A 20383-nucleotide genomic window follows, 5' to 3' on the forward strand; every position below is an offset into this window, starting at 1 on the left:
GGATAGGTCGTAACTTTTGGAGAAAATGGGGGTAACTATGACGCAGCGATTGTTGGTAATAGAGGATGAACCGACGCTTTCGAGACTGCTGTCTTACAATTTAACGAGTGAAGGATACCAAGTGGTTGTGGCCGAGCATGGGCAGATCGGCTTTGATACGGCGATGCAGGAGGAGTTTGATCTCATTTTGCTGGACCTGATGCTTCCCGGCATGAACGGGTTTGAAATCATGTTCAAGCTGCGGGGAGAAGGCGTAAAGACGCCGATCATCATTCTGACAGCCAAAAATGCGGAGGAAGAGGTCGTCGAGGGATTGAAGTCAGGTGCGGATGACTACATCACCAAGCCGTTCGGCGTTGCCGAGCTTTTGGCCAGAGTAGCTGCCGTTCTCCGGCGTTCGAATGGGCAGGAAGAGCGGGAGCCTTCCCCAGTGCAGTCTGAGGCTCAAATATCCCTTGGCGCATTGACGGTTTATCCCGAGAAATACGAAGTGACTCTTAACGGAGAACAGATCACGCTTCGGCCTAAGGAGTTTGAAGTGCTGCTGTACCTGGCCCGCAAGCCTGGGGTGGTAATGACCCGGGACGATCTGATGAACGCGGTCTGGGGATTTGATTATATCGGTGGCCAGCGCACGGTCGACGTACATGTCAGTTCGCTCCGCAAAAAACTTGAGCTCGATCCGGGATCCGTTCATATCGATTCGATCCGGGGAGTCGGGTACAAGCTTGTGGTTAATAAGAAAAAAACGGTCCATCATTGATTTTGGAATGATGGGCTTTTTGTTTATCAAACCAAGGAATATCGGCCTATTTTACATAGTGCTTTCGTCCTGCAAACATTCCCCTAACACTATTGGTCTATCATTCAGGCATACTCTAGTTTTATTAGGGATGAGGAGTGGTAGAATTGAGCAACCAGGCAGTCCTTGAATTAAAAAGAGAAAGTGGGGTCTCAGCGGAGGCTTATTGCCGGACCGTGCCGGTAATAAATCCAAGGGAACTGTGCCAAGAGGTGCTGCGGATGTTTCAAAAACAGCCGGATCTTCCCTGTATCGTAATCTGTGATGATTATAGCTCCCCGGTCGGCCTGATTATGCGGGATACGTTTTACCGCCACCTGGCGGGAAGGTTCGCAGCCGAACTGTTCTATGAACGGCCCGCCAAGGACTTCTCGGAGCGGCGCCCGCTTGTATGCGAGCTGTCCATTTCCGCTGCGGAGCTGCTGGATGCCGCATTAAACCGTGAAGGCCATCAGTTCTATGACAGCATGATCGTAACGGAGCAAGGTCGGTTTAGGGGCATATTGACCGTTCAGGATTTGATGCTGCTGTCGAGGGATCTGCAGCGGGAAGCTGAGCAAGCCCGCCGATCGGCGATAAGCGAGACGCGGAATCGGGTGGAGGAAATATTGCGTGCGGTGGAAGAGGCTTCGGGAGCATCGAAGCGGAGCTTAACGGAATCGGGAAGAATGACATCACTGGCCTCCGCAGGCAGGCTCGAGCTTGAGGAAGTGAAAGCTTCATTTACCCGGGTAGCGGACATGACCCGTTCGCAGGAGCAGCAGGTCACCGAGCTCAGCGCACGTGCTGCAGAGATATCACAGGTTGCCGCAAGAATCCGGGAACTGGCTGACCAAAGCGGTATGCTGGCGATGAATGCTTCCATCGAAGCGGCGCATGCCGGGGAGCATGGGCGCGGTTTCGCGGTTGTAGCCAGCGAAGTACGAAAGCTGTCCCAGCAGACGAAGAAGCTGTCCGGGGAAATCGGAACGACGCTGGAGCAGGTAGGCGGCCTGGTCGATCAAACCGCCAACTCCGCAGTGTCCACCGCTAAAGAAATGGAAGAGAGTCTAGGCAGGGTGGAGAAAGCCGAAAATACTTTCGGACTGCTTGTCGAGTCTGCTTACCAGAACGAGAAGCGGGGAGAAGAGGTTGTACGTTCATCCGGGACCGCTACGCTCACCACCGGTTTGGTGCGCCGGGAATTATTGAGACTTGCCGAAACGGGAGGAGTATAAATTTTACACAGCGTTTACAATTCAGCTTAATCCTCTTTACATAAGAAAGGTAAAATCGTCATGTACCTAATTACCTAAGATCCGGCACGGGCTCGCTTTTGGGCGATGTCCGTGTTTCATATTTGACAATATACTATGGGAGAAATGTCATGACGCCGATTATTCATATTGAAAATTTAAATTTGTATTATGACCAGTTCCATGCGCTGAAAAATGTAAAGCTCGATATTCCGGAAAAAGCGATCACCGCCTTCATCGGACCGTCGGGATGCGGGAAGTCGACCTTGCTCCGGACCTTGAACCGGATGAACGACATGATTCCGGCCACAAGAATCGAAGGGTCCGTTAAAATCGCAGACAAAGAAATTTACGGCGACGATGTCCAAGTGGAAACGCTGCGCAAACAGGTAGGAATGGTGTTCCAACAGCCCAATCCTTTTCCTAAGTCCATCTATGACAATGTGGCTTACGGTCCAAGATTGCACGGAACGAAGAACAAGGCCGAACTGGACGAAATCGTCGAGCAAAGTCTGCGGCAAGCGGTGCTTTGGGATGAAGTGAAGGATTTCCTCAAACGCTCTGCGCTGAGCTTGTCAGGAGGACAACAGCAGCGGCTTTGTATTGCCCGGGCAATCGCGGTTCATCCGCAAATTTTGCTGATGGATGAAGCGACCTCTGCGCTGGACCCGATTTCCACACTGAAGATCGAAGAGCTCGTCCAGGAACTGAAAGATAAATTTACGATTGTTATGGTTACGCATAACATGCATCAGGCAGCTCGTATTTCGGATCGAACCGTCTTCTTTCTGAATGGGGAAATCATTGAGGCTGACGATACGAGAACCCTGTTCTCGACCCCGCGGGATTCGCGTACTGAAGATTACATTTCCGGCCGGTTCGGATAATAAAGGAGGCAACTTGAGATGATTCAAAGAAAGGAATTTGATCAGAATCTGGAGGATTTGCGGCAATTACTCAGGCAAATGGGTGAGCATGTGGAGCGTGCGCTGACCGAATCGATTACGGCTCTTCAAACCTTTGACGCCAAGGAAGCAAAGAAAATCGTTGAGCGGGATATCATCCTCAATCAAATGGAAGAACAGGTGATGGATCTAGGATCAAGGCTGATCGTTACCCAGCAGCCGGTAGCCAAGGATCTGCGTCGTATTATCGTGGCTTTCAAAATTTCCAGCGACCTGGAGCGGATGGGCGATCTGGCCATCGATATCGCGAAGGTGACGATTCGCCTGGAAGGCCAGTCATTAATCAAACCGCTAGTGGACATTCCGAAAATGGCCGAACTGGTCGTCGTCATGGTTCAGGAGTCGCTGCAATCCTATTTGGACGAGAATACGGATTTGGCTTATAAGATGGCAAAGGATGACGATGAGGTTGACCATTTGTACAGTCAGATCATCCGGGACTTGTATGCCCATATGGTTGAGCATGCCGGCGAGCTTCAGCAGGCGATGCTTTTGACTCTGGTAGGACGTTACATCGAACGGATTGCCGACCATGCCACCAATATCGGGGAAAGTACGGTTTATCTCGTGACGGGACACCGCCCTGATTTAAACCAATAATCGCATCGACGGGAGCTCCAACGATGAACATGGAATAGATCCTCCTCCGCTTGCCGTATAGACCGACCTTCCTGACGAATCCAGGCATCATGCACGAATGCTTCGGCAACGTGTCTTGATTCGCCTTGACTGAGAAGGGTAAGTAAATTAACGGATCATACAGCATCTCATGAACATAAGGAGGAATATCATGTTTTTTCACATCAAAGAACTCCAGTTCAAGGCGAAACCCGAAAGACCCGATCCCGCTTATGCAAGGAAGTTGCAGGAAGTATTAGGCGGTCAGTACGGAGAAATGTCGGTCATGATGCAATACTTGTTCCAAGGTTTTAACTGCCGTGCGGACCGCAAGTACCGCGATATGCTGCTCGATATCGGCACGGAAGAAATCGGGCACGTTGAAATGTTATGCACGATGATCTCCCAATTGCTGGACGGAGCTCCCGCGGATCAGGTCGATGAACTCGCGAAGGACCCGTTGATCGGAGCGGCGCTCGGCGGTATGAATCCGCAGCACGTGATCGTGTCCGGTTTGGGAGCTACGCCTTCCGATAGTAACGGATTTCCGTGGAACGGGCGTTACATCGTCTCCAGCGGCAATCTGCTGGCGGACTTCCGCGCCAATCTGAATGCCGAATCCCAAGGTTTGGTTCAGGTGGTGCGGTTATACGAGCAGACGACGGATCCCGGGATTCGGGAAATGCTTTCCTTTATGATCGCCCGCGATATCCTGCACCAAAACCAATGGTTAGCGGCTATCGAAGAGATTGAACAAATGGACGGACCGATCGCGCCGGCTTCATTTCCAAGAGAACTGATCGTGGAGGAAGCCAGCCGTCAATTCTTGAACTTCTCCGAAGGGGAAGAGAGCAGTCAGGGCCGCTGGGCAAACGGGCCGCTCTACGACGGCACGGGGAACTTCGAGTATGTGGCGAAGCCGCAGCCTCAAGGTCAGGCTCCCGAGCTTAAGCCTGCTGCGGATCATCAGCATTCCACTCCGGGCAAAGCCCCTTACATTACGAATCCTCCGACATCTTTTTAATTATTAAATCTCATTTCCGGCTCCTGTCTTTGACAGGGGCCGGTTTTTCGTTGGGGCTAACTCTTGATTACAAAGCGCCAGAGGCTCCGAACGCCAAACAACGCTGATTTTTCGGCGTTCTTTCTTTTTAAAGTCTGTTTTTTATAAAAGGAGTCCATGTGTTAGAATAGGTACAGGAGTATGCTGAAGGACGAGGTGTCATATGGAAAAATTGATTCTTATAGACGGCAACAGCATTATTTATCGCGCTTTTTTCGCAATGCCCCCGCTGACTAATTCCAGCGGCCTACACACGAATGCCGTATACGGTTTTACGAATATGCTGCTGCGCTTGATTCAGGAGGAGAATCCGACTCATATTCTGGTCGCGTTTGATGCGGGTAAGGAAACTTTCCGGCACGAAGGCTATCAGGAATATAAAGGCGGACGCGAGAAAACTCCGTCCGAGCTGTCGGAGCAATTTCCGCTGATGCGCGAGCTGCTGGAAAGTCTCGGCATCGCCTGGTTTGAGTTGTCCGGGTATGAGGCGGATGACATCATCGGCACGATCAGCAAACAGGGAGAAGACTCGGGACGCGAGGTGCTTGTCGTTACCGGGGATAAGGACATGCTGCAAGTAGTCAGCGATAAGGTCACTGTAGCGTTGACCCGGAAGGGCATCAGCGAGGTTGAGCCTTACGGTCCTAAAGAGATTGAAGAAAAATACGGGCTTAGTCCGCTTCAAATCATTGATTTGAAGGGTCTCATGGGCGATGCTTCCGACAATATCCCCGGGGTGCCGGGCATTGGAGAGAAGACGGCGCTGAAGCTGCTGCATCAGTTCGGTTCCGTGGAAGAAGTGCTTTCGCATACGGATGAACTGAAGGGAAAAATGAAAGAAAATCTGGTGAATCATGCAGAGGATGCCCGGATGAGCAAGCGGCTCGCCACGATTTTCCGGGAAGTGCCGGTTGAGCGTTCTTGGGAAGACATGACATTCACCGGTCTGAAGGAAGAAACCGCTGTTCCGATGCTGCGTAAGCTGGAATTCAAATCCTTGCTGGAGCGTTTGTCATTTACGGGCGGAGACAGCGAAGCCGGCCATGAAGCGGCCGAACCGGTCAAAGAATTGGATGTTACGATCGTGAACGCTGCCGTGATGCCGGAATTGGGTGAATTGCTGCCGCAAATCAAGGACTTGCACGTGGAATCATCCGGTGAAAATCCGCATCACGCCATTCTTATGGGTATGGTGTTGTCCACTCCGGAGCGCCACTTTTACATTTCGCCGGAGTTTTTAAAGAGCGAGGAAGCGGGTCCCATTCTGGCTTGGCTCAAGGACGAAAATGTACCGAAGCGCGGCTATAATTTACACCGGACCGACCTGACCCTGCATTGGGAAGGGATTCCTTTTGCCGGCGCGAATTTTGATATCGAGCTTGCCGCTTATCTGCTCGATCCGACCGAAAACGACCAGACGCTAAGCGCCCTGTCCACGAAGTACGGGATTTCCCGCCTGGCCTCGGATGATGACGTATATGGAAAAGGCGCCAAGTTCAAGGTCCCTAATGAAGAAGTGCTCAGCCAGCATTTGGCGCGCAAATGCGATGCCATTATAAAGCTGGTTCCTCTACAGGAGGCCGAACTGGAAAAGAACGAGATGCGTTCTCTCTTTTACGATCTGGAAATGCCGCTGTCCCGGATTTTGGCGGACATGGAGAAGCAGGGAGTGGCGGTCAACCGCGATGATTTGGTGGAATTGGGCAAGGAGTTTGAAGCTCAGATCAGCAAGCTGGTTTCGAAGATTTATGAAATCGCGGGACAAGAATTTAATCTGAATTCACCGAAGCAATTGGGTGAAATTCTGTTTGATAAGCTGGGATTGCCAGTGATCAAGAAGACTAAAACGGGGTATTCCACCGATGCGGAAGTGTTGGAGAAGCTGGCGCCTTATAACGATATCGTCCAATATATTTTGGAGTATCGCCAACTGGCCAAGCTGCAGTCCACCTATGTGGAGGGTCTGTTGAAAGAAATCCGCAGCGAAACGGGTAAGGTGCATACGTATTTCCGGCAGACCGTTGCGGCTACCGGCAGACTGAGCAGTCAATATCCGAATCTGCAGAACATCCCGATCCGTATGGAAGAAGGGCGGAAGATCCGTAAGGTGTTCGTTCCTTCAGAGGAAGGCTGGCTCATTCTGGGGGCCGACTACTCGCAAATCGAATTGCGCGTTCTCGCCCATATTTCGGGTGACAAAGGCCTGCAGGAAGCGTTCCTGCACGATATGGATATTCACACGAAAACCGCGATGGACGTATTCGGGGTTTCCGCGGATCAGGTTGACGCCAACATGCGCCGCTCGGCCAAAGCCGTCAATTTCGGAATTGTGTACGGGATCAGCGATTACGGATTGTCACAGAACCTGAATATTACCCGGAAGGAAGCGGCCCGGTTTATCGATCAGTATTTTGACGCTTTCGAGGGCGTGCGCAAGTACATGGACGAAATCGTCCGTGATGCCAAGCGTGACGGGTATGTCAAGACGCTGCTGGAGCGCAGACGGTATTTGCCGGAAATCAATGCGTCCAACTTTAATCTTCGTTCCTTTGCCGAGAGAACGGCAATGAATACGCCGATCCAGGGAACGGCCGCCGATATTATCAAGCTGGCGATGGTGCTGATGGACGAAGCGCTTAGCAGCCATGGATTAAAGAGCCGCATGCTCCTTCAGGTACATGACGAACTTGTATTCGAAGTGCCGCCGGAAGAACTTGAAGTAATGACCAAGCTTGTGCCGGAAACGATGGAAAAGGCGCTTAAGCTGTCCGTGCCGCTTAAGGCGGAGGTAAGCAGCGGTCTCAACTGGTACGAAGCCAAATAGAAAGGTAGTTCAAAAAGTCAGCTTTTGATCACGAAGTGTTGCTGTGTGGCGTATTCGACATCGAATCTTGAATTCAGCAGGGCCTTCCGGTGCTCACGTAGGAATATCCTACGCTCCGCTCCTCAGTCCCTGCCTCATCCAACCTTCTCGGTGCTGAAAACCCGACTTTTTGAACCTCCATTGAAGTTAGGTAGTTCAAAAAGTCAGCTTTTGATCACGAAGTGTTGCTGTGTGGCGTATTCGACATCGAATCTTGAATTCAGCAGGGCCTTCCGGTGCTCACGTAGGAATATCCTACGCTCCGCTCCTCAGTCCCTGCCTCATCCAATCTTCTCGGTGCTGAAAACCCGACTTTTTGAACCTCCATTGAAGTTAGGTAGGTCAAAAATTCAGCTTTTGATCACGAAGTATTGCTGTGGCGTATTCGGCATCGAATCTAGATATATCAATCATTAGAGGTGAAATTGGCATGCCGGAATTACCGGAGGTAGAGACGGTCAGACGAACATTGACCGGGTTAATTGTCGGCAAAACGATACAATCCGTAACGGTGTCGCTGCCGCGGATCATTCAGCGGCCTGACGATATTCGGCGTTTTGAGATGGAACTGGCGGGACATCGGATTCTCGATGTCGGCCGCAGAGGCAAATTTTTAAGAATTATAATGGATGGACTTGTACTGGTCTCCCACCTGCGGATGGAGGGCCGGTACGGGCTGTACCGCAGCGAGGAACCCGTTGAAAAGCATACGCATGTCATTTTTCATTTTACGGACGGGACCGAGCTCAGATATAAAGATGTCCGTCAGTTTGGCACGATGCATCTATTTCTTCCGGGTGAGGAATTTAACCATAAGCCGTTGGCCAAACTGGGATTGGAGCCGTTGGACGAGGGCTTTACCAAGGAGGCTTTCCGGGGTGCGATTGCGAAACGGACATCGAAGATCAAGCCTGTCCTCCTGAACCAGGAATATGTAGTGGGACTAGGGAATATTTATGTAGACGAAGCGCTCTTTCGCGCGGGGATTCATCCGGAGCAGCCTGCGAACACCTTAAGCGATACAGCCCTGGAGTCTCTGTACGAAGCGATACTTGCTACTTTGAATGAAGCGGTCAATGCAGGAGGATCCTCGATCAAGTCCTATGTCAATGGCCAAGGCGAGATGGGAATGTTTCAGCATTCACTGCGGATTTACGGGCGGCAGGGAGAGCCATGCCTCAATTGCGGACAACCCGTCGAGAAGACGGTAGTGGGCGGAAGAGGGACGCATTATTGTCCAAACTGCCAGCCGTCGGATCGTACTGGAAGTTCCGTCAAAGCCGGCCATGGAGGAGGGAATGCGGTCAAAAAGCGGTTCGACAACGTCCGTGCGTCATCCGGCCGCAGTACCGGAAATGGAGTGAAGCCATGAATATCGGGTTGACCGGCGGGATCGCCACCGGGAAAAGCACGGTTTCGCAAATGCTCGTCCAGCGGGGAGCCGCATTAATTGATGCCGATGTCATCGCCAGGGAAATCATGGAGCCGGGTCACCCGGTCCTTGCCCAAGTGGCGGAGCATTTTGGACAAGACGTCCTGCTTCCCGGAGGGCAACTGGACCGGAAGCGGCTAGGGAGTATCGTGTTCTCCGATCCGCAGCAGCGAAAAGCGCTGGAGAACATTACGCATCCGGCCATTCGCAGCGAAATGAAGAGACGGATGGCGGAGCTTGAAGCCAGCGATCCGAACAGGTTGGTCGTTGCGGATATTCCGCTTTTATACGAATCCGGTTTGGAAAGTCTCTACGACGAGATTATGGTTGTTTATGTGCCGCGCGGATTGCAGCTTGAACGGTTAATGGCCAGAGACGGATTGACCCGTGAAGAGGCTGAAGCGAGACTTCGGGCACAGATGGACATCGAATTAAAAAGAGAGAGGGCGGATATTTTGATTGATAACAGTCTCGGCAGGAAAGAGACGGAACTTCAAATAGACGACTTCTGGCGGAAAAAGGGACCGGCATGAGGTTTCTGCGAAAAAAGCGGGTCCTGCTTCTGCTGCTCCTTGGCTTTATACTGATTTTATTTTTTAATTCCGCTTGGTTATCATTGTTTTATCCGATTCATTACAAAGACGAAATCCGGTATCATGCCCGGAATAACGGTCTTGATCCTTTGATGGTCGCAGCGATCATCAAGGTCGAGTCGAAATATAACTCGGAGGCCGAATCAAGAAAAGGCGCGCTTGGAATTATGCAGATTATGCCGGATACGGCAGAGTGGATTGTTGAAAAGGCGAAAATGGAAGATGTGCCGCTGGACCGCTTAAAAGAGGAAACCGCAGCGAATATTCAGATCGGAACCTGGTATTTGAGGTGGTTGTCCGAGCAATTCGACGGTAATATGATTGAAGTTATAGCCGCCTATAATGCAGGACCGACAAACGTAAAAAATTGGATCAAGAGCGGACGTTGGGACGGCCGGTTGGAAACGGCCAAAGATATTCCGTTCGTTGAAACCCGTCATTACGTACAACGGGTATCCCATTATTATAATCAGTACTCCAGTATTTATGAGAATTTCTGACGCAAAAAAGGAAGCTTAGACAGCGTTAGCTGTCTAAGCTTCCCGGTGATCGGTGTTTATTGGAATTGACCTGCCAGTTGTTGCTCGGCCAAAGTTACCAGACGTTTGGTAATGTAACCACCGATCGAACCGTTTTCGTAAGATGTCAGGTTACCAGCATATCCGTCTTGCGGGAAGTTAATCCCAAGCTCTTGAGCTACTTCATACTTCATTTGCTCCAGGGCTCCGGTAGCTTGTCTAACCACCAGGTTATTCGAAGAACTATTGTTGTTTTGGGCCATGATTGTTCACCTCCTTGCGGTTGGTACAAGTATTATGCTCGGGGAACGCGAAGTTCATTACGTGTTTTTAAAGTAATTTATTGGAATTATTATAAAATGAGATTATAGCTTATTTAGAAGGGAGGGCATACATATGAAATGCCCCTACTGCGATTATTTAGGGACCAAGGTACTGGACTCCAGACCCGCCAATGAAAACAGGTCGATTCGCCGCCGCCGTGAATGCGAAAAATGCAGCCGCCGTTTTACAACTTTTGAAATGGTGGAAGAAATGCCGCTGATCGTGATTAAGAAAGACGGCAGCCGGGAAGAATTTAGCCGTGAGAAGATGCTGCGCGGTCTCATCCGGGCTTGCGAGAAAAGACCGGTCTCAGTTGAACAACTGGAAACGATCGTTTCCGAGGTGGAACGGTCGATGCGCCACTCGGCTAATGCCGAGGTGGAGAGCCGGGAAATCGGCGAACTGGTGATGGAGCAATTGTATCCGGTCGATGAAGTCGCCTATGTCCGCTTTGCATCGGTTTACCGTCAGTTTAAGGATATCAATATGTTTATGAAAGAATTAAAGGGACTTTTGTCCAAAAATACGGGAGAGGACCTCTGATTGGAGTGTCAGAAAGTCTGATCTGTGATCGTCCTGATTCCCAAGGAAGGAGCGGCAACGAGTGAAAACAGACGCTTTGAACGGACCGGCCATCGGCTTTTTGGCAGGAACGACCTTCGGCAGCGGACTGGCCTTTCTGTTGGGATGGCAGGCGTATCAAGTGGTGTCTTCCGTTTCGATATTCGGAGTGGCAGGAGTTTTATTAGGTGTGATTGCCGGTCAAAGGATTCGTAGGCGGAAGACGGGCGTATCATGATGAATTGAATACATTATAAGTTTACAGACGGTTGTATTAGGGCATTGTCCTATGCAATCGTCTTTTTTATTTTTAACACTGCGTTTACAAAACGAAAACACGGGATTGATACTTGCTTTTTATAATCAGGTTATACAAACAAATCAAGGGGGAAACCTTCACAATGAAAAAGAGCTTGATGCTGGTTATGGCACTGATTTTAACATTTACTTTGGCTGCATGCGGTCAAGGAAACAAAACGAACAATTCTGCTACAGGAAATAATGCGGGGACAAACAGTTCGGCAAACGGTGGAAATGACAAGGCGAGCGAGCTTTCCGGTTCTATCCTGGCCGTTGGTTCTTCCGCTTTGCAACCATTGGTGGATCAGGCTTCCAAAAGCTTTATGGACAAAAATCCGAAAGTATCGATTCAAGTTCAAGGCGGCGGCAGCGGTACCGGCTTGACTCAAGTATCGGGCGGACAAGCGGATATCGGTAACTCTGACGTATTTGCAGAAGAAAAGCTTGAAGCCGGACCGGCCGGCGAATTGGTTGACCACCAAGTCGCAGTCGTAGCTATGGCAGCTGTAGTCAACCCCGATGTAAATATCGATAATCTGACGAAAGATCAGTTGGTCCAAATCTTCACAGGCAAAATTACGAACTGGAAAGATGCAGGCGGTCCGGATCAAGCGATCCAAATCGTCAACAGACCATCCAGCTCCGGTACCCGGGCCACTTTTGAAAAATATGCGCTTGGAACGAAAACCGAAGATCTTGCGGGCGCAATCCAAGAGGATTCCTCCGGTACGGTTAAGAAGCTTGTAGGCGAAACACCTGGGGCTATCGGCTACCTTGCTCTTTCTTACCTGGACGATTCCGTGAAAACATTGAAATATGAAGGCGTGGACGCAACGGAAGAAAATGTGGCGAATGGTACTTATCCGGTATGGGCTTATGAGCATATGTACACGAAAGGCGAGCCGAATGAAGTTGTAAAAGCATTCCTGGATTACATGACATCCGAGGAAGTGCAAAACGGCGATGTTGTTGAGCTTGGTTACATTCCGGCCAGCAAAATGCAAGTTAAACGCGACGTGGACGGTAACATCACGAAATAATTCCGGAGAACATCATACAGCAGGACAAGAGGCGGAACCATCTGCCTCTTTCTGTGCTGTAAAAAAGGAGAGGTCTCATGGCTCAGTCCAGAGAAAAACGCAAACTAAAACAGCATATTATTGAAGAGTGGACTGGTAAAGTATTTACCTCCTTATGCATCGTGCTATTGGTGGTGACTATTTTTTCCTTAGTCTATTTTGTCGCTACCAAAGGTTTTAGTTCCTTTATTAAAAATGGAATCTCGTTAGGAGAAATTTTCGGAGGTACCAAGTGGAAACCGGAAGGGGAGCCGCCGTTATTCGGTGCGCTGCCGTTTATTATAGGTTCATTCAGTACGTCGATTTTGGCGGCGATCATCGCCGCCCCGCTCAGCATTTGCGCCGCCTTGTTCATGGTGGAAATTATGCCGAAGATCGGTAGAAAATATCTTCAGCCGGCGATTGAGCTGCTGGCGGGTATTCCGTCCGTTGTCTACGGGTTTGTTGGACTCAGCGTTATCGTACCGTTTTATAGGGACATTTTTCCCGGACAAGGTCTAGGGATCGCTGCCGGGGCTAGCGTATTGTCGATTATGATTCTTCCGACCATGACATCCATTGCTACGGATGCTCTAGCCGCACTTCCACCGGGGCTAAAAGAGGGCTCTTATGCGCTTGGTGCTACACGCTGGCAAACTCTTGCACGTACGGTCATTCCAACTACATTGCCGGCTTTAATGACCGGGGTGGTGCTGGGGATGGCTAGAGCGTTTGGGGAAGCTCTTGCCGTACAGATGGTTATCGGGAATGCGCCGCATATTCCAAAATCCCTGTTTGAATCTGCGTCGACGCTAACAAGCGCGATTACACTCAGTATGGGGAACACGGTTATGGGCTCGGTTCAAAATAACGTCCTCTGGACACTGGCCTTAATTCTTATGTTAATGACCTTCGTCTTCGTCTTCATTGTCCGGTTTCTTGAAAGGAGAGCAAATCGATGAGCGCAAAAACCGCAGATAAAATCGCTACCGCAGTCATTATATTTTTTGCTGGTATCATCGTTCTGATCATGGCCGGTTTGCTCGGATTTATTCTCGTGCGCGGCATTGGACACATCAGTTTTGATTTCCTGACCTCGCCTCCCGAAACCATTAAGAAGGGCGGGGGTATCGGACCGCAATTATTCAACTCTTTGTTCTTGTTAGTATTGACGATGTTTATCACAGTTCCGCTCGGATTGGGTGCGGGCATTTATATGAGCGAATACGCTAAGCCGGGAAAAGTTACGGATTTTATACGTCTGATCGTTGAGGTGCTGTCCTCTTTTCCGTCGATCGTGGTTGGTTTGTTCGGTTTGCTTGTCTTTGTCAATGTATTCGGCTTTGGGTTCTCGCTGTTCTCAGGCGCGCTCGCGTTGACGGTATTTAACCTGCCGCTTATGGTACGGATTACGGAGCAGGGTATGCAAAGCGTTCCCCAGGCCCAAAAAGAAGCCAGTCTGGCGCTGGGCTTGTCCAAATGGAAAACGATCAAATCCATTATGCTTCCTATCGCTCTGCCGATTATTCTGACCGGTACGATTCTGGCCGCCGGCCGCGTGTTCGGTGAAGCCGCAGCCCTGCTGTTTACGGCAGGCATGAGCAGTCCGCGACTGGACTTTTCGGATTGGAATCCGCTCAGCCCGATGTCGCCGCTGAACCCGTTCCGTCCTGCGGAGACGCTGGCCGTCCACATCTGGAAGATCAATTCCGAGGGACTTGCGCCGGATGCGCCGGAGATTGCCGCAGGAGCTTCCGCAGTACTGATTCTTATGGTGCTGCTGTTCAACCTGTTGGCACGATGGATCGGCCGTCTGTTGCACAAGAAATTTACGGCTACGAAATAGGAGGACTCCCATGCAAAATATAGAATTGTCCACCAAGGATTTGAGCGTGTTCTATGGGGAAAAGCAAGCGGTCAAAGGAATCTCTCTCGACTTTGCATCCAGACAGGTAACGGCTTTGATCGGCCCGTCAGGCTGCGGGAAATCGACCTTTTTGCGCAGCTTGAACCGGATGAATGATTTGATCGGAGGCGCCCGGATCACCGGGGAAATCTGGATCGGGAATGAAAATATCAACGATCCCAAGACCGATGTGGTTCTGCTACGGCAAAAAATAGGAATGGTTTGGCAACGGCCGAACCCGTTTCATAAGTCCATTTATGAGAATATTGCCTTTGGTCCGCGTTACCATGGTATCCGCGATAAGAAGAAGCTGGATCAGATCGTGGAGGAATCGCTTACGAAGGCTGCTTTGTGGGAAGAGACGAAAGACAGGCTGAACCGTTCGGCGCTCTCCCTGTCAGGCGGCCAGCAGCAGCGTCTTTGCATTGCGAGATCGATTGCGGTCAGTCCGAGCATCATCTTGATGGATGAGCCGGCGTCCGCCCTGGACCCGATCTCGAGCGCAAAGATCGAAGAGCTGATCGCGGAGCTCAAGCGCGATTATAGCATCATTATCGTGACCCACAATATGCATCAAGCGGCCCGCGTATCGGAGAAGACGGCGTTTTTCCTGATGGGCGAAGTGGTTGAATACGATGATACGAGCAATATTTTCACGAACCCGTCGGATAAACGGACGGATGATTATATTTCCGGACGTTTCGGCTGATACGAAAAAGGATAAAAAAAACAACCCGGCTGGCTCAGTGCCTGCCGGGTTGTTGTATGTTCGGATGGTGTTAGTGTTAGATGGATCGTGCCACTTTGGCGCCTTCCCAAACCGCGTTGAGGGCACGGCGGGCCTGTTTGGCGTCGCCGATGACATGGTAAGGGATGCTGCATTCCTCAAGACAATCGGTAAGCTTTTGTTTGTCCAGGGCCCGGGAGCCGGCGGCGAGAACGACGTAATCGGCAGGGATGGATACTTCCTCTTCGCCTTGGAGGACGACGACGCGGTCCGATTCAATAGCGAGGCACTTGGTGTTCGTCATAAGCTGTACACCGTGGCCGTAAAGACTTTCCATCACGCATATTTTGCGAAGCAGTCCAAGATCCGCGGCCACCTCGTTTTGCATTTCAACCACGGTCACCTTCTGGCCGCGCTCGACGAGCAGCTCGGCGACTTCAAGGCCGACGAGGCCGCCGCCGATGATGACGATGTTGCCTACCGGGCGTACCGTGCCCCAAAGGACATCATGCGAGCCTACGACATGTCCGCGGTCCACACCTTTCACAGGAGGGATGACCGGTGTTGAGCCGATGGCGAGGATCACTTCATCCGGTTGAATCTCCCGGATCAATTCCGGCGTGACCTCCGTGTCCAGGCGAATCTCCACGCCAGCCCGCTTCGCAGCCTCGCCCATGCCGAGCGCCGCACTGGCCATCTCTTCTTTGCGCGGAGCCGCGCCGGCGATATACAGCTGTCCGCCGAGCATATGGCTCTTCTCGCAAAGGATCGGCTCATGTCCGCGCCGCTTCAATGTTACGGCCGCTTCCAGCCCGGCCGGTCCTCCTCCGGCGATGAGGACCCGTTTCGGCCGCTCGGCTGGTACAAGCTCATATTCGCTTTCCCGGCCGGTGGCGGGGGTGAACATGCAGCTGATAAACGGCACGTTCGGGTTGACGAACCCGTCGAAGCAGCCCTGGTCGCAGCCGACGCATTTGATGATCTCGGCTTCGCGGCCGCTTTCCGACTTCGCGCAGAATTCCGGGTCGGCAAGCTGAGCCCGGCCGATAGCGACAAAGTCGGCCAGCCCTGCGGCGATGATCCGGTCGGCGACCGCAGGATCGTTGATGCGGCCTACGGCAATGACGGGAATGCCGACCACCGATTTGATCTGGGTTGCATTATCAACGTTAAAGCCTACCGGCAGATCGATCGGAGGCACTTCATATTTGATCGCGGCCCCGGAAGGAACTCCGCGCGACACGTTAATCGCGTCGATCCCGGCCTGCTCTGCGAGCACAGAAAATGCCTTCATATCTTCCAGTGTCAGTCCGCCCGGCAAATCCTCAATAGCGGAGATGCGCATCAGAATCGGAAAGTCCGGGCCGACCGCCCGGCGAATGGCTCGAATACATTCCAGCGGGAATCGGGTACGGTTCTCCCAGGAGCCGCCGTATTCATCCTGCCTGAAATTCATGGCAGGGCTCAAAAATTGCTGAGGCAAATATCCGTGTCCGGCATGGAATTCCACGCTGTCAAACCCCGCTTGCTTGGCACGGGCCGCCGTTTCCGCATAGGCTTGAACCATTTCCGGGATTTCCGCAGTTTCGAGTTCTCTCGGCACGATGGCAACGCCCTCGAACGCGATCGGAGATGAGGAGACCTGGTTCGGATTGTAGGCGACTTTTCCACCATGCCATAGTTGCAGACAGCTCTTACCGCCGGCTTCGCGGATACTATCGGCCAATTTTTTCATGCCAGGGATAAATTTATCGTCAAACAGCGCTGGCGAATCTTCAGTGAAAGCCGTCGGATGCACGGTGGTAACTTCTACGGTGTTCAAGCCGCATCCGCCTTTGGCGCGGGCCACATGGTAATCGATCAGCCGCTGGCTTACGAAGCCGCCGGGTTCATTCATTTTGGTACCCATGGCAGGCAGAATAATGCGGTTCTTCAACTCCATACTTCCGATCTTATGCGGACTGAACAAATTTGGAAATGCCATGCTGCATCTTCCTCTCGAGATTAAGAATGATATAACATAGGTTAATTTAACCTAATTATAAAATTGAGTAGAAGACAAATATGTGAAAAGTATCACAACCAATGTGAAAATCCTCCTATAAACAAGTGATTGGCACGTTATGGCGAATAGAGTAAAATAAAGGGATATGAAACGATGTAATTGATTCGAGGGTTCGGAGGATTTGCATGGAAATCGAGTTATTGATATTGGCCCAGTTAATGCAGGGGCCTAAGCATGGTTATGAGATTAAGAAAAATATCGTATTTGTCATGAATAATAAAAAAATCATCAATAACAATTCGCTTTACCCGAAATTAAGGCGGTTTGAAGAGCAGGGTATGGTCAGCAAAACGATGGAAGAACAGGAAGGCAGACCGAACCGGCATGTCTATGCCATTACCGAAAAAGGCCGCAAGGACTTTTACGATAAAATTAACTGCTTTACGCCGGAAATGATCGAAGTGGATGATGAATGGAGTATCCGCCTGGCATATTACAATCTTCTGAATGAGCAAACCCGCACCAGATTGTTTGAATACCGTATGCAGATGATACAGGACCGGATGAGCCGGCTGGAAAAATTGTCTCTTTCGGTCGGGGACAGCAAATACTTGATGTATTCGCCTGAATTGTATTTTTATACGCAGAACATGCTGGAGAAGGAAAAAGAATTGATCTCAGCGATGGAAGAGCAAATGAAGGACAGGTTGTCCAATTCGGACTAAAGTCCGGGAAAGATTACGACCGGAGTCTATTTTGAATTATCGCTTCGCCGTTCATACTAATAACGAACGATCAGGCGGCGTGTTCCGGAAAGGGCCTTTGGAACAGAGAAAGAGGAGACAACCTAAATATGAACCTGCTGGAATGGATTGAAGGGATGTTCCGGGAATACGGATACTTCGTATTACTGCTTGGACTTCCTGTGGATTTTATTGCATTGCCCCTGCCTCCGGGGCAGACTACCTTAACATATACGGGATATCTGGCCTATAAAGGGGTTCTTTCTTTATTTCCCGCAATATTAGTCGCGTTCGCGGGCTCCGTGATCGGCATTACTATTACCTACCTCATTGGACATCATGTAGGGGCGCCGCTGGTTCAGCGTTACGGCAAGTGGTTTTTCCTGAAGCCTTCCCATCTTGAGAAAACGAGGAAGACCTATGACAAATACGGGAACAGGATGCTGCTGATCAGCTTCTTTATTCCGGGGGTCAGACAGTTCTTTGGCTATTTCGTCGGCATCATTCAGGTGCCTTTCCGTACTTTTGCGCTGTATGCATATCCGGGAGCGGCCCTATGGGTTGTCGTCTTTGTCGGTATCGGCTACATATTTGGAGAGCAATGGCAGCATGTCATCCTGTTGGTGGAGAAGTACCTGGTTTATTTCTTCAGCGGGTTGGGAGTGCTTCTGATCGGACTCCTGTACTTGAGATGGCGCAGATGGAAAAAATGGCGGCTAAAGCATGCCGGCCCGAAAAAGGAGCTCGGATAGAAAAAGCGTCGGGATGAGAGTCCCCACGCTTTTTTTATTTCTCTTTTCCGGCTGCCGCATCTTTTTCTTCTTGTTGAACCTTGATCAGTGATAAAAAAGCAAACAGATCTCCCAGGACAGCCAATCCTGCCCCGATAATCGCCAAATCATCCGAAGTAATTTCGTCACTGATGATATTGCTGCTGCTGTTGCCGCGGTTCTTGTTTCTATTTTTATTTAACGGTCTTCCTCTGTTGGGCAAACGTACCACCTGCTTCAAATCGTCTTTATTTATGATATGCGGGCCGGATATGACTTGAATAGGCTACTTTTAAAATATAGGCGCGTGAAGAAGTAAGGTACCTCTGCTAAGCGGCATTATTTTTATTGGAACTATGCATATGCCGTTTCCTCAGTCCGGAGAACATAATATGATACCGTATATTAAAAAAGGGAGGGAAAGCCATGTCGGGCTGCGATAACGGAAATCAGGGTGGATACGTAGGCGGAATCTGGACTTCTACCGGCGTTATTTTGGTATTGTTCATCCTTTTGGTTATTGTATCTAGAACCTTCGTGTAAATACGATCTGAGTTCAACATGAACCCAAGGACTCTGCCGCGGCAGGGTTCTTTCTAATTTATCGGGATTATAGCAGTTATTTACATATTTATCTCCTTGGACTATGATTTAGTAAGATGATTTTAATTTAAGTGTGAGTTCAAAAAGTCGCTTTTCAGCATTTGCGCAATAAGGAGGATTTAAGTGCCTAGTTTAGTATTGGAAGGGGGAACCCTCCGTCCTATTTTCAGTGCCGGGGTCATGGATGCACTTCTGGATCATGATCTAATGTTCCCGTACTGTATCGGAGTGTCCGCCGGAATCAGCAACGGGATTTCCTATATTTCGAAGCAAAAGCGGAGAAATCTTGAAATTATGGAGAAGTATCGTCATGATCGCAGGTACATAGGTTATCGAAACTTTTTGAAGAGCCGCAGCTTGTTCGGACTTGATTTTGTATTCGGAGAAATTCCGGCCAAGCTGATTCCGTTTGATACATTAACCTATCGTAATTATACAGGCAGACTTCTGGTCGGTGTTACGAATGCACATACGGGAATGGCGGAATATATGGATGGAATGGAAGCGGACGAGCGATGGACTATGCTTAGGGCCACTTGTGCCATACCGCTTGTATTTCCGGCGATCGAGCTGAATGGTCAAAAGTATTATGACGGCGGGTTGAGCGACCCTATACCCATCCGCAAGGCCATCGCAGACGGAAATGATAAGCATTTGATTGTGTTGACGCAACCTAAGGGGTACAGAAAATCGTTCAGCAAACGAAATACGCACGTGGCGCGTCTTCTTCGCCGCAAGTATCCGAACCTGGAGGAAGTGCTGCTTACGAGGCATGAGCGATACAATGAAACGGTGGCGTTTTGTGAACAGCTTGAACGAGAGGGGCGGGCGATTATTCTTCGTCCCGAGACACCTTTAGACAGCTTCGAAAAGGATATCGGCAAACTGAGGGAGACCTGTCAACAGGGCTACGAATTGGCGAGCGGGCGAATCGAGGACATCCGGAGGCTGTTTGAGATCTAGTGAACGACGAATAAAATATCTTTCTACCCTAAGCTCCGGACTCTGTTCGGGGCTTATTTTACATTTGTGAGACAAATATAAATAAGTTAAAGCGAGAGAAATTATAAATAACTACAATTTTTGTTAAAAATCACCGTTTTTCAACGATAGTTCACACAAAGTTCATAACTAGCGTTATAATTGGACAAGAATACAATATTTACTTTTTTCTTCCTCTTTTTATAGAATCTCCGGTTTTGTCTATTTGCTTCCGATTCAGCTTCTTCTCTATTTTCTTACCCTATTTCCAGCAATCATCCACGGTATCTTTGTCATGTTGTATATAAACCTATCA

22 protein-coding genes are annotated in these 20383 nt (G+C 50.1%); 19 read left to right on the forward strand and 3 right to left on the reverse strand.

Going from position 1 to position 20383, the window contains the following annotated elements:
* Positions 1-37: 37 nt before the first annotated feature.
* From NYE70_RS00695 to NYE70_RS00735, 9 genes are all read left to right on the forward strand, one after another.
* A complete protein-coding gene (locus NYE70_RS00695; RefSeq protein ID WP_341044702.1) occupies positions 38-763 on the forward strand; it encodes a response regulator transcription factor in 726 nt (241 codons plus the stop codon).
* A gap of 146 nt (positions 764-909) precedes the next feature.
* Entirely contained in the window at positions 910-2019 is a 1110-nt protein-coding gene (locus tag NYE70_RS00700) for a methyl-accepting chemotaxis protein (RefSeq protein WP_341044703.1), read from the forward strand.
* A gap of 149 nt (positions 2020-2168) precedes the next feature.
* Entirely contained in the window at positions 2169-2924 is a 756-nt protein-coding gene (pstB, locus tag NYE70_RS00705; RefSeq protein WP_211021012.1) for a phosphate ABC transporter ATP-binding protein PstB, read from the forward strand.
* Between the two features lie 18 nt (positions 2925-2942).
* On the forward strand, positions 2943-3602 hold the full coding sequence (phoU, locus tag NYE70_RS00710) for a phosphate signaling complex protein PhoU (RefSeq protein ID WP_211021013.1): 660 nt from the start codon (positions 2943-2945) through the stop codon (positions 3600-3602).
* A gap of 190 nt (positions 3603-3792) precedes the next feature.
* Positions 3793-4644, forward strand: coding sequence for a manganese catalase family protein (locus NYE70_RS00715; RefSeq protein WP_211021014.1), 852 nt, complete (start codon positions 3793-3795; stop codon positions 4642-4644).
* A gap of 202 nt (positions 4645-4846) precedes the next feature.
* Complete coding sequence (gene polA, locus NYE70_RS00720; RefSeq protein ID WP_341044705.1) at positions 4847-7507, forward strand: DNA polymerase I; 2661 nt, start codon at positions 4847-4849, stop codon at positions 7505-7507.
* A gap of 469 nt (positions 7508-7976) precedes the next feature.
* Positions 7977-8918, forward strand: a complete 942-nt coding sequence (mutM, locus tag NYE70_RS00725; RefSeq protein WP_341044707.1) for a DNA-formamidopyrimidine glycosylase — start codon at positions 7977-7979, stop codon at positions 8916-8918.
* Positions 8915-9511, forward strand: coding sequence for a dephospho-CoA kinase (coaE, locus tag NYE70_RS00730; RefSeq protein ID WP_290407762.1), 597 nt, complete (start codon positions 8915-8917; stop codon positions 9509-9511). Before mutM ends, coaE begins: the two co-directional genes overlap by 4 nt.
* On the forward strand, positions 9508-10071 hold the full coding sequence (locus NYE70_RS00735) for a lytic transglycosylase domain-containing protein (protein WP_211021018.1): 564 nt from the start codon (positions 9508-9510) through the stop codon (positions 10069-10071). Before coaE ends, NYE70_RS00735 begins: the two co-directional genes overlap by 4 nt.
* A 56-nt stretch (positions 10072-10127) precedes the next feature.
* Here the strand turns inward: NYE70_RS00735 and NYE70_RS00740 are convergent, their stop codons facing one another.
* Positions 10128-10352, reverse strand: coding sequence for an alpha/beta-type small acid-soluble spore protein (locus NYE70_RS00740; RefSeq protein ID WP_211021019.1), 225 nt, complete (start codon positions 10350-10352; stop codon positions 10128-10130).
* 133 nt (positions 10353-10485) lie between these two features.
* Between NYE70_RS00740 and nrdR the strand changes: the two genes are divergently transcribed.
* From nrdR to pstB (NYE70_RS00770), 6 genes are all read left to right on the forward strand, one after another.
* On the forward strand, positions 10486-10956 hold the full coding sequence (nrdR, locus tag NYE70_RS00745; protein ID WP_211021020.1) for a transcriptional regulator NrdR: 471 nt from the start codon (positions 10486-10488) through the stop codon (positions 10954-10956).
* 61 nt (positions 10957-11017) lie between these two features.
* On the forward strand, positions 11018-11212 hold the full coding sequence (locus NYE70_RS00750) for a hypothetical protein (protein WP_211021021.1): 195 nt from the start codon (positions 11018-11020) through the stop codon (positions 11210-11212).
* Between the two features lie 163 nt (positions 11213-11375).
* Entirely contained in the window at positions 11376-12314 is a 939-nt protein-coding gene (locus NYE70_RS00755; protein ID WP_211021022.1) for a phosphate ABC transporter substrate-binding protein, read from the forward strand.
* Between the two features lie 77 nt (positions 12315-12391).
* Positions 12392-13294: a phosphate ABC transporter permease subunit PstC gene (pstC, locus tag NYE70_RS00760; protein ID WP_211021023.1), complete on the forward strand. Its 903-nt coding sequence runs from the start codon at positions 12392-12394 to the stop codon at positions 13292-13294.
* Positions 13291-14178: a phosphate ABC transporter permease PstA gene (pstA, locus tag NYE70_RS00765; RefSeq protein WP_341044710.1), complete on the forward strand. Its 888-nt coding sequence runs from the start codon at positions 13291-13293 to the stop codon at positions 14176-14178. The genes pstC and pstA overlap by 4 nt, the downstream gene beginning before the upstream one ends.
* Positions 14179-14188: 10 nt before the next feature.
* Positions 14189-14947 carry a phosphate ABC transporter ATP-binding protein PstB gene (gene pstB / locus NYE70_RS00770; RefSeq protein ID WP_211021025.1) on the forward strand — a complete coding sequence of 253 codons (759 nt, stop codon included), beginning with the start codon at positions 14189-14191 and terminating at the stop codon, positions 14945-14947.
* A 76-nt stretch (positions 14948-15023) separates the two neighbouring features.
* Here pstB (NYE70_RS00770) and baiCD read toward each other — a convergent pair whose 3' ends face one another.
* Entirely contained in the window at positions 15024-16949 is a 1926-nt protein-coding gene (gene baiCD, locus NYE70_RS00775) for a bile acid Fe-S flavoenzyme BaiCD (protein ID WP_341044712.1), read from the reverse strand.
* Positions 16950-17155: 206 nt separating this feature from the next.
* Between baiCD and NYE70_RS00780 the strand changes: the two genes are divergently transcribed.
* Together NYE70_RS00780 and NYE70_RS00785 are read left to right on the forward strand one after the other, a co-directional pair.
* Entirely contained in the window at positions 17156-17695 is a 540-nt protein-coding gene (locus NYE70_RS00780; protein WP_211021027.1) for a PadR family transcriptional regulator, read from the forward strand.
* Between the two features lie 128 nt (positions 17696-17823).
* Positions 17824-18465: a DedA family protein gene (locus NYE70_RS00785; protein WP_211021028.1), complete on the forward strand. Its 642-nt coding sequence runs from the start codon at positions 17824-17826 to the stop codon at positions 18463-18465.
* A gap of 34 nt (positions 18466-18499) precedes the next feature.
* On the opposite strand, the gene NYE70_RS00790 is transcribed toward NYE70_RS00785, so the two are convergent.
* Positions 18500-18724 carry a hypothetical protein gene (locus NYE70_RS00790; protein WP_341044714.1) on the reverse strand — a complete coding sequence of 75 codons (225 nt, stop codon included), beginning with the start codon at positions 18722-18724 and terminating at the stop codon, positions 18500-18502.
* Between the two features lie 185 nt (positions 18725-18909).
* Here NYE70_RS00790 and NYE70_RS00795 point away from each other — a divergent pair, with 185 nt between their 5' ends.
* Together NYE70_RS00795 and NYE70_RS00800 are read left to right on the forward strand one after the other, a co-directional pair.
* Positions 18910-19026: a sporulation protein YjcZ gene (locus NYE70_RS00795; RefSeq protein ID WP_211021029.1), complete on the forward strand. Its 117-nt coding sequence runs from the start codon at positions 18910-18912 to the stop codon at positions 19024-19026.
* 183 nt (positions 19027-19209) lie between these two features.
* Positions 19210-20049, forward strand: a complete 840-nt coding sequence (locus tag NYE70_RS00800; protein ID WP_341044716.1) for a patatin-like phospholipase family protein — start codon at positions 19210-19212, stop codon at positions 20047-20049.
* The last annotated feature ends 334 nt before the right edge of the window (positions 20050-20383 follow it).

Origin of the sequence: Paenibacillus sp. FSL R5-0407, from assembly GCF_038009185.1 — a bacterium.
Lineage (GTDB): Bacteria > Bacillota > Bacilli > Paenibacillales > Paenibacillaceae > Fontibacillus > Fontibacillus vini.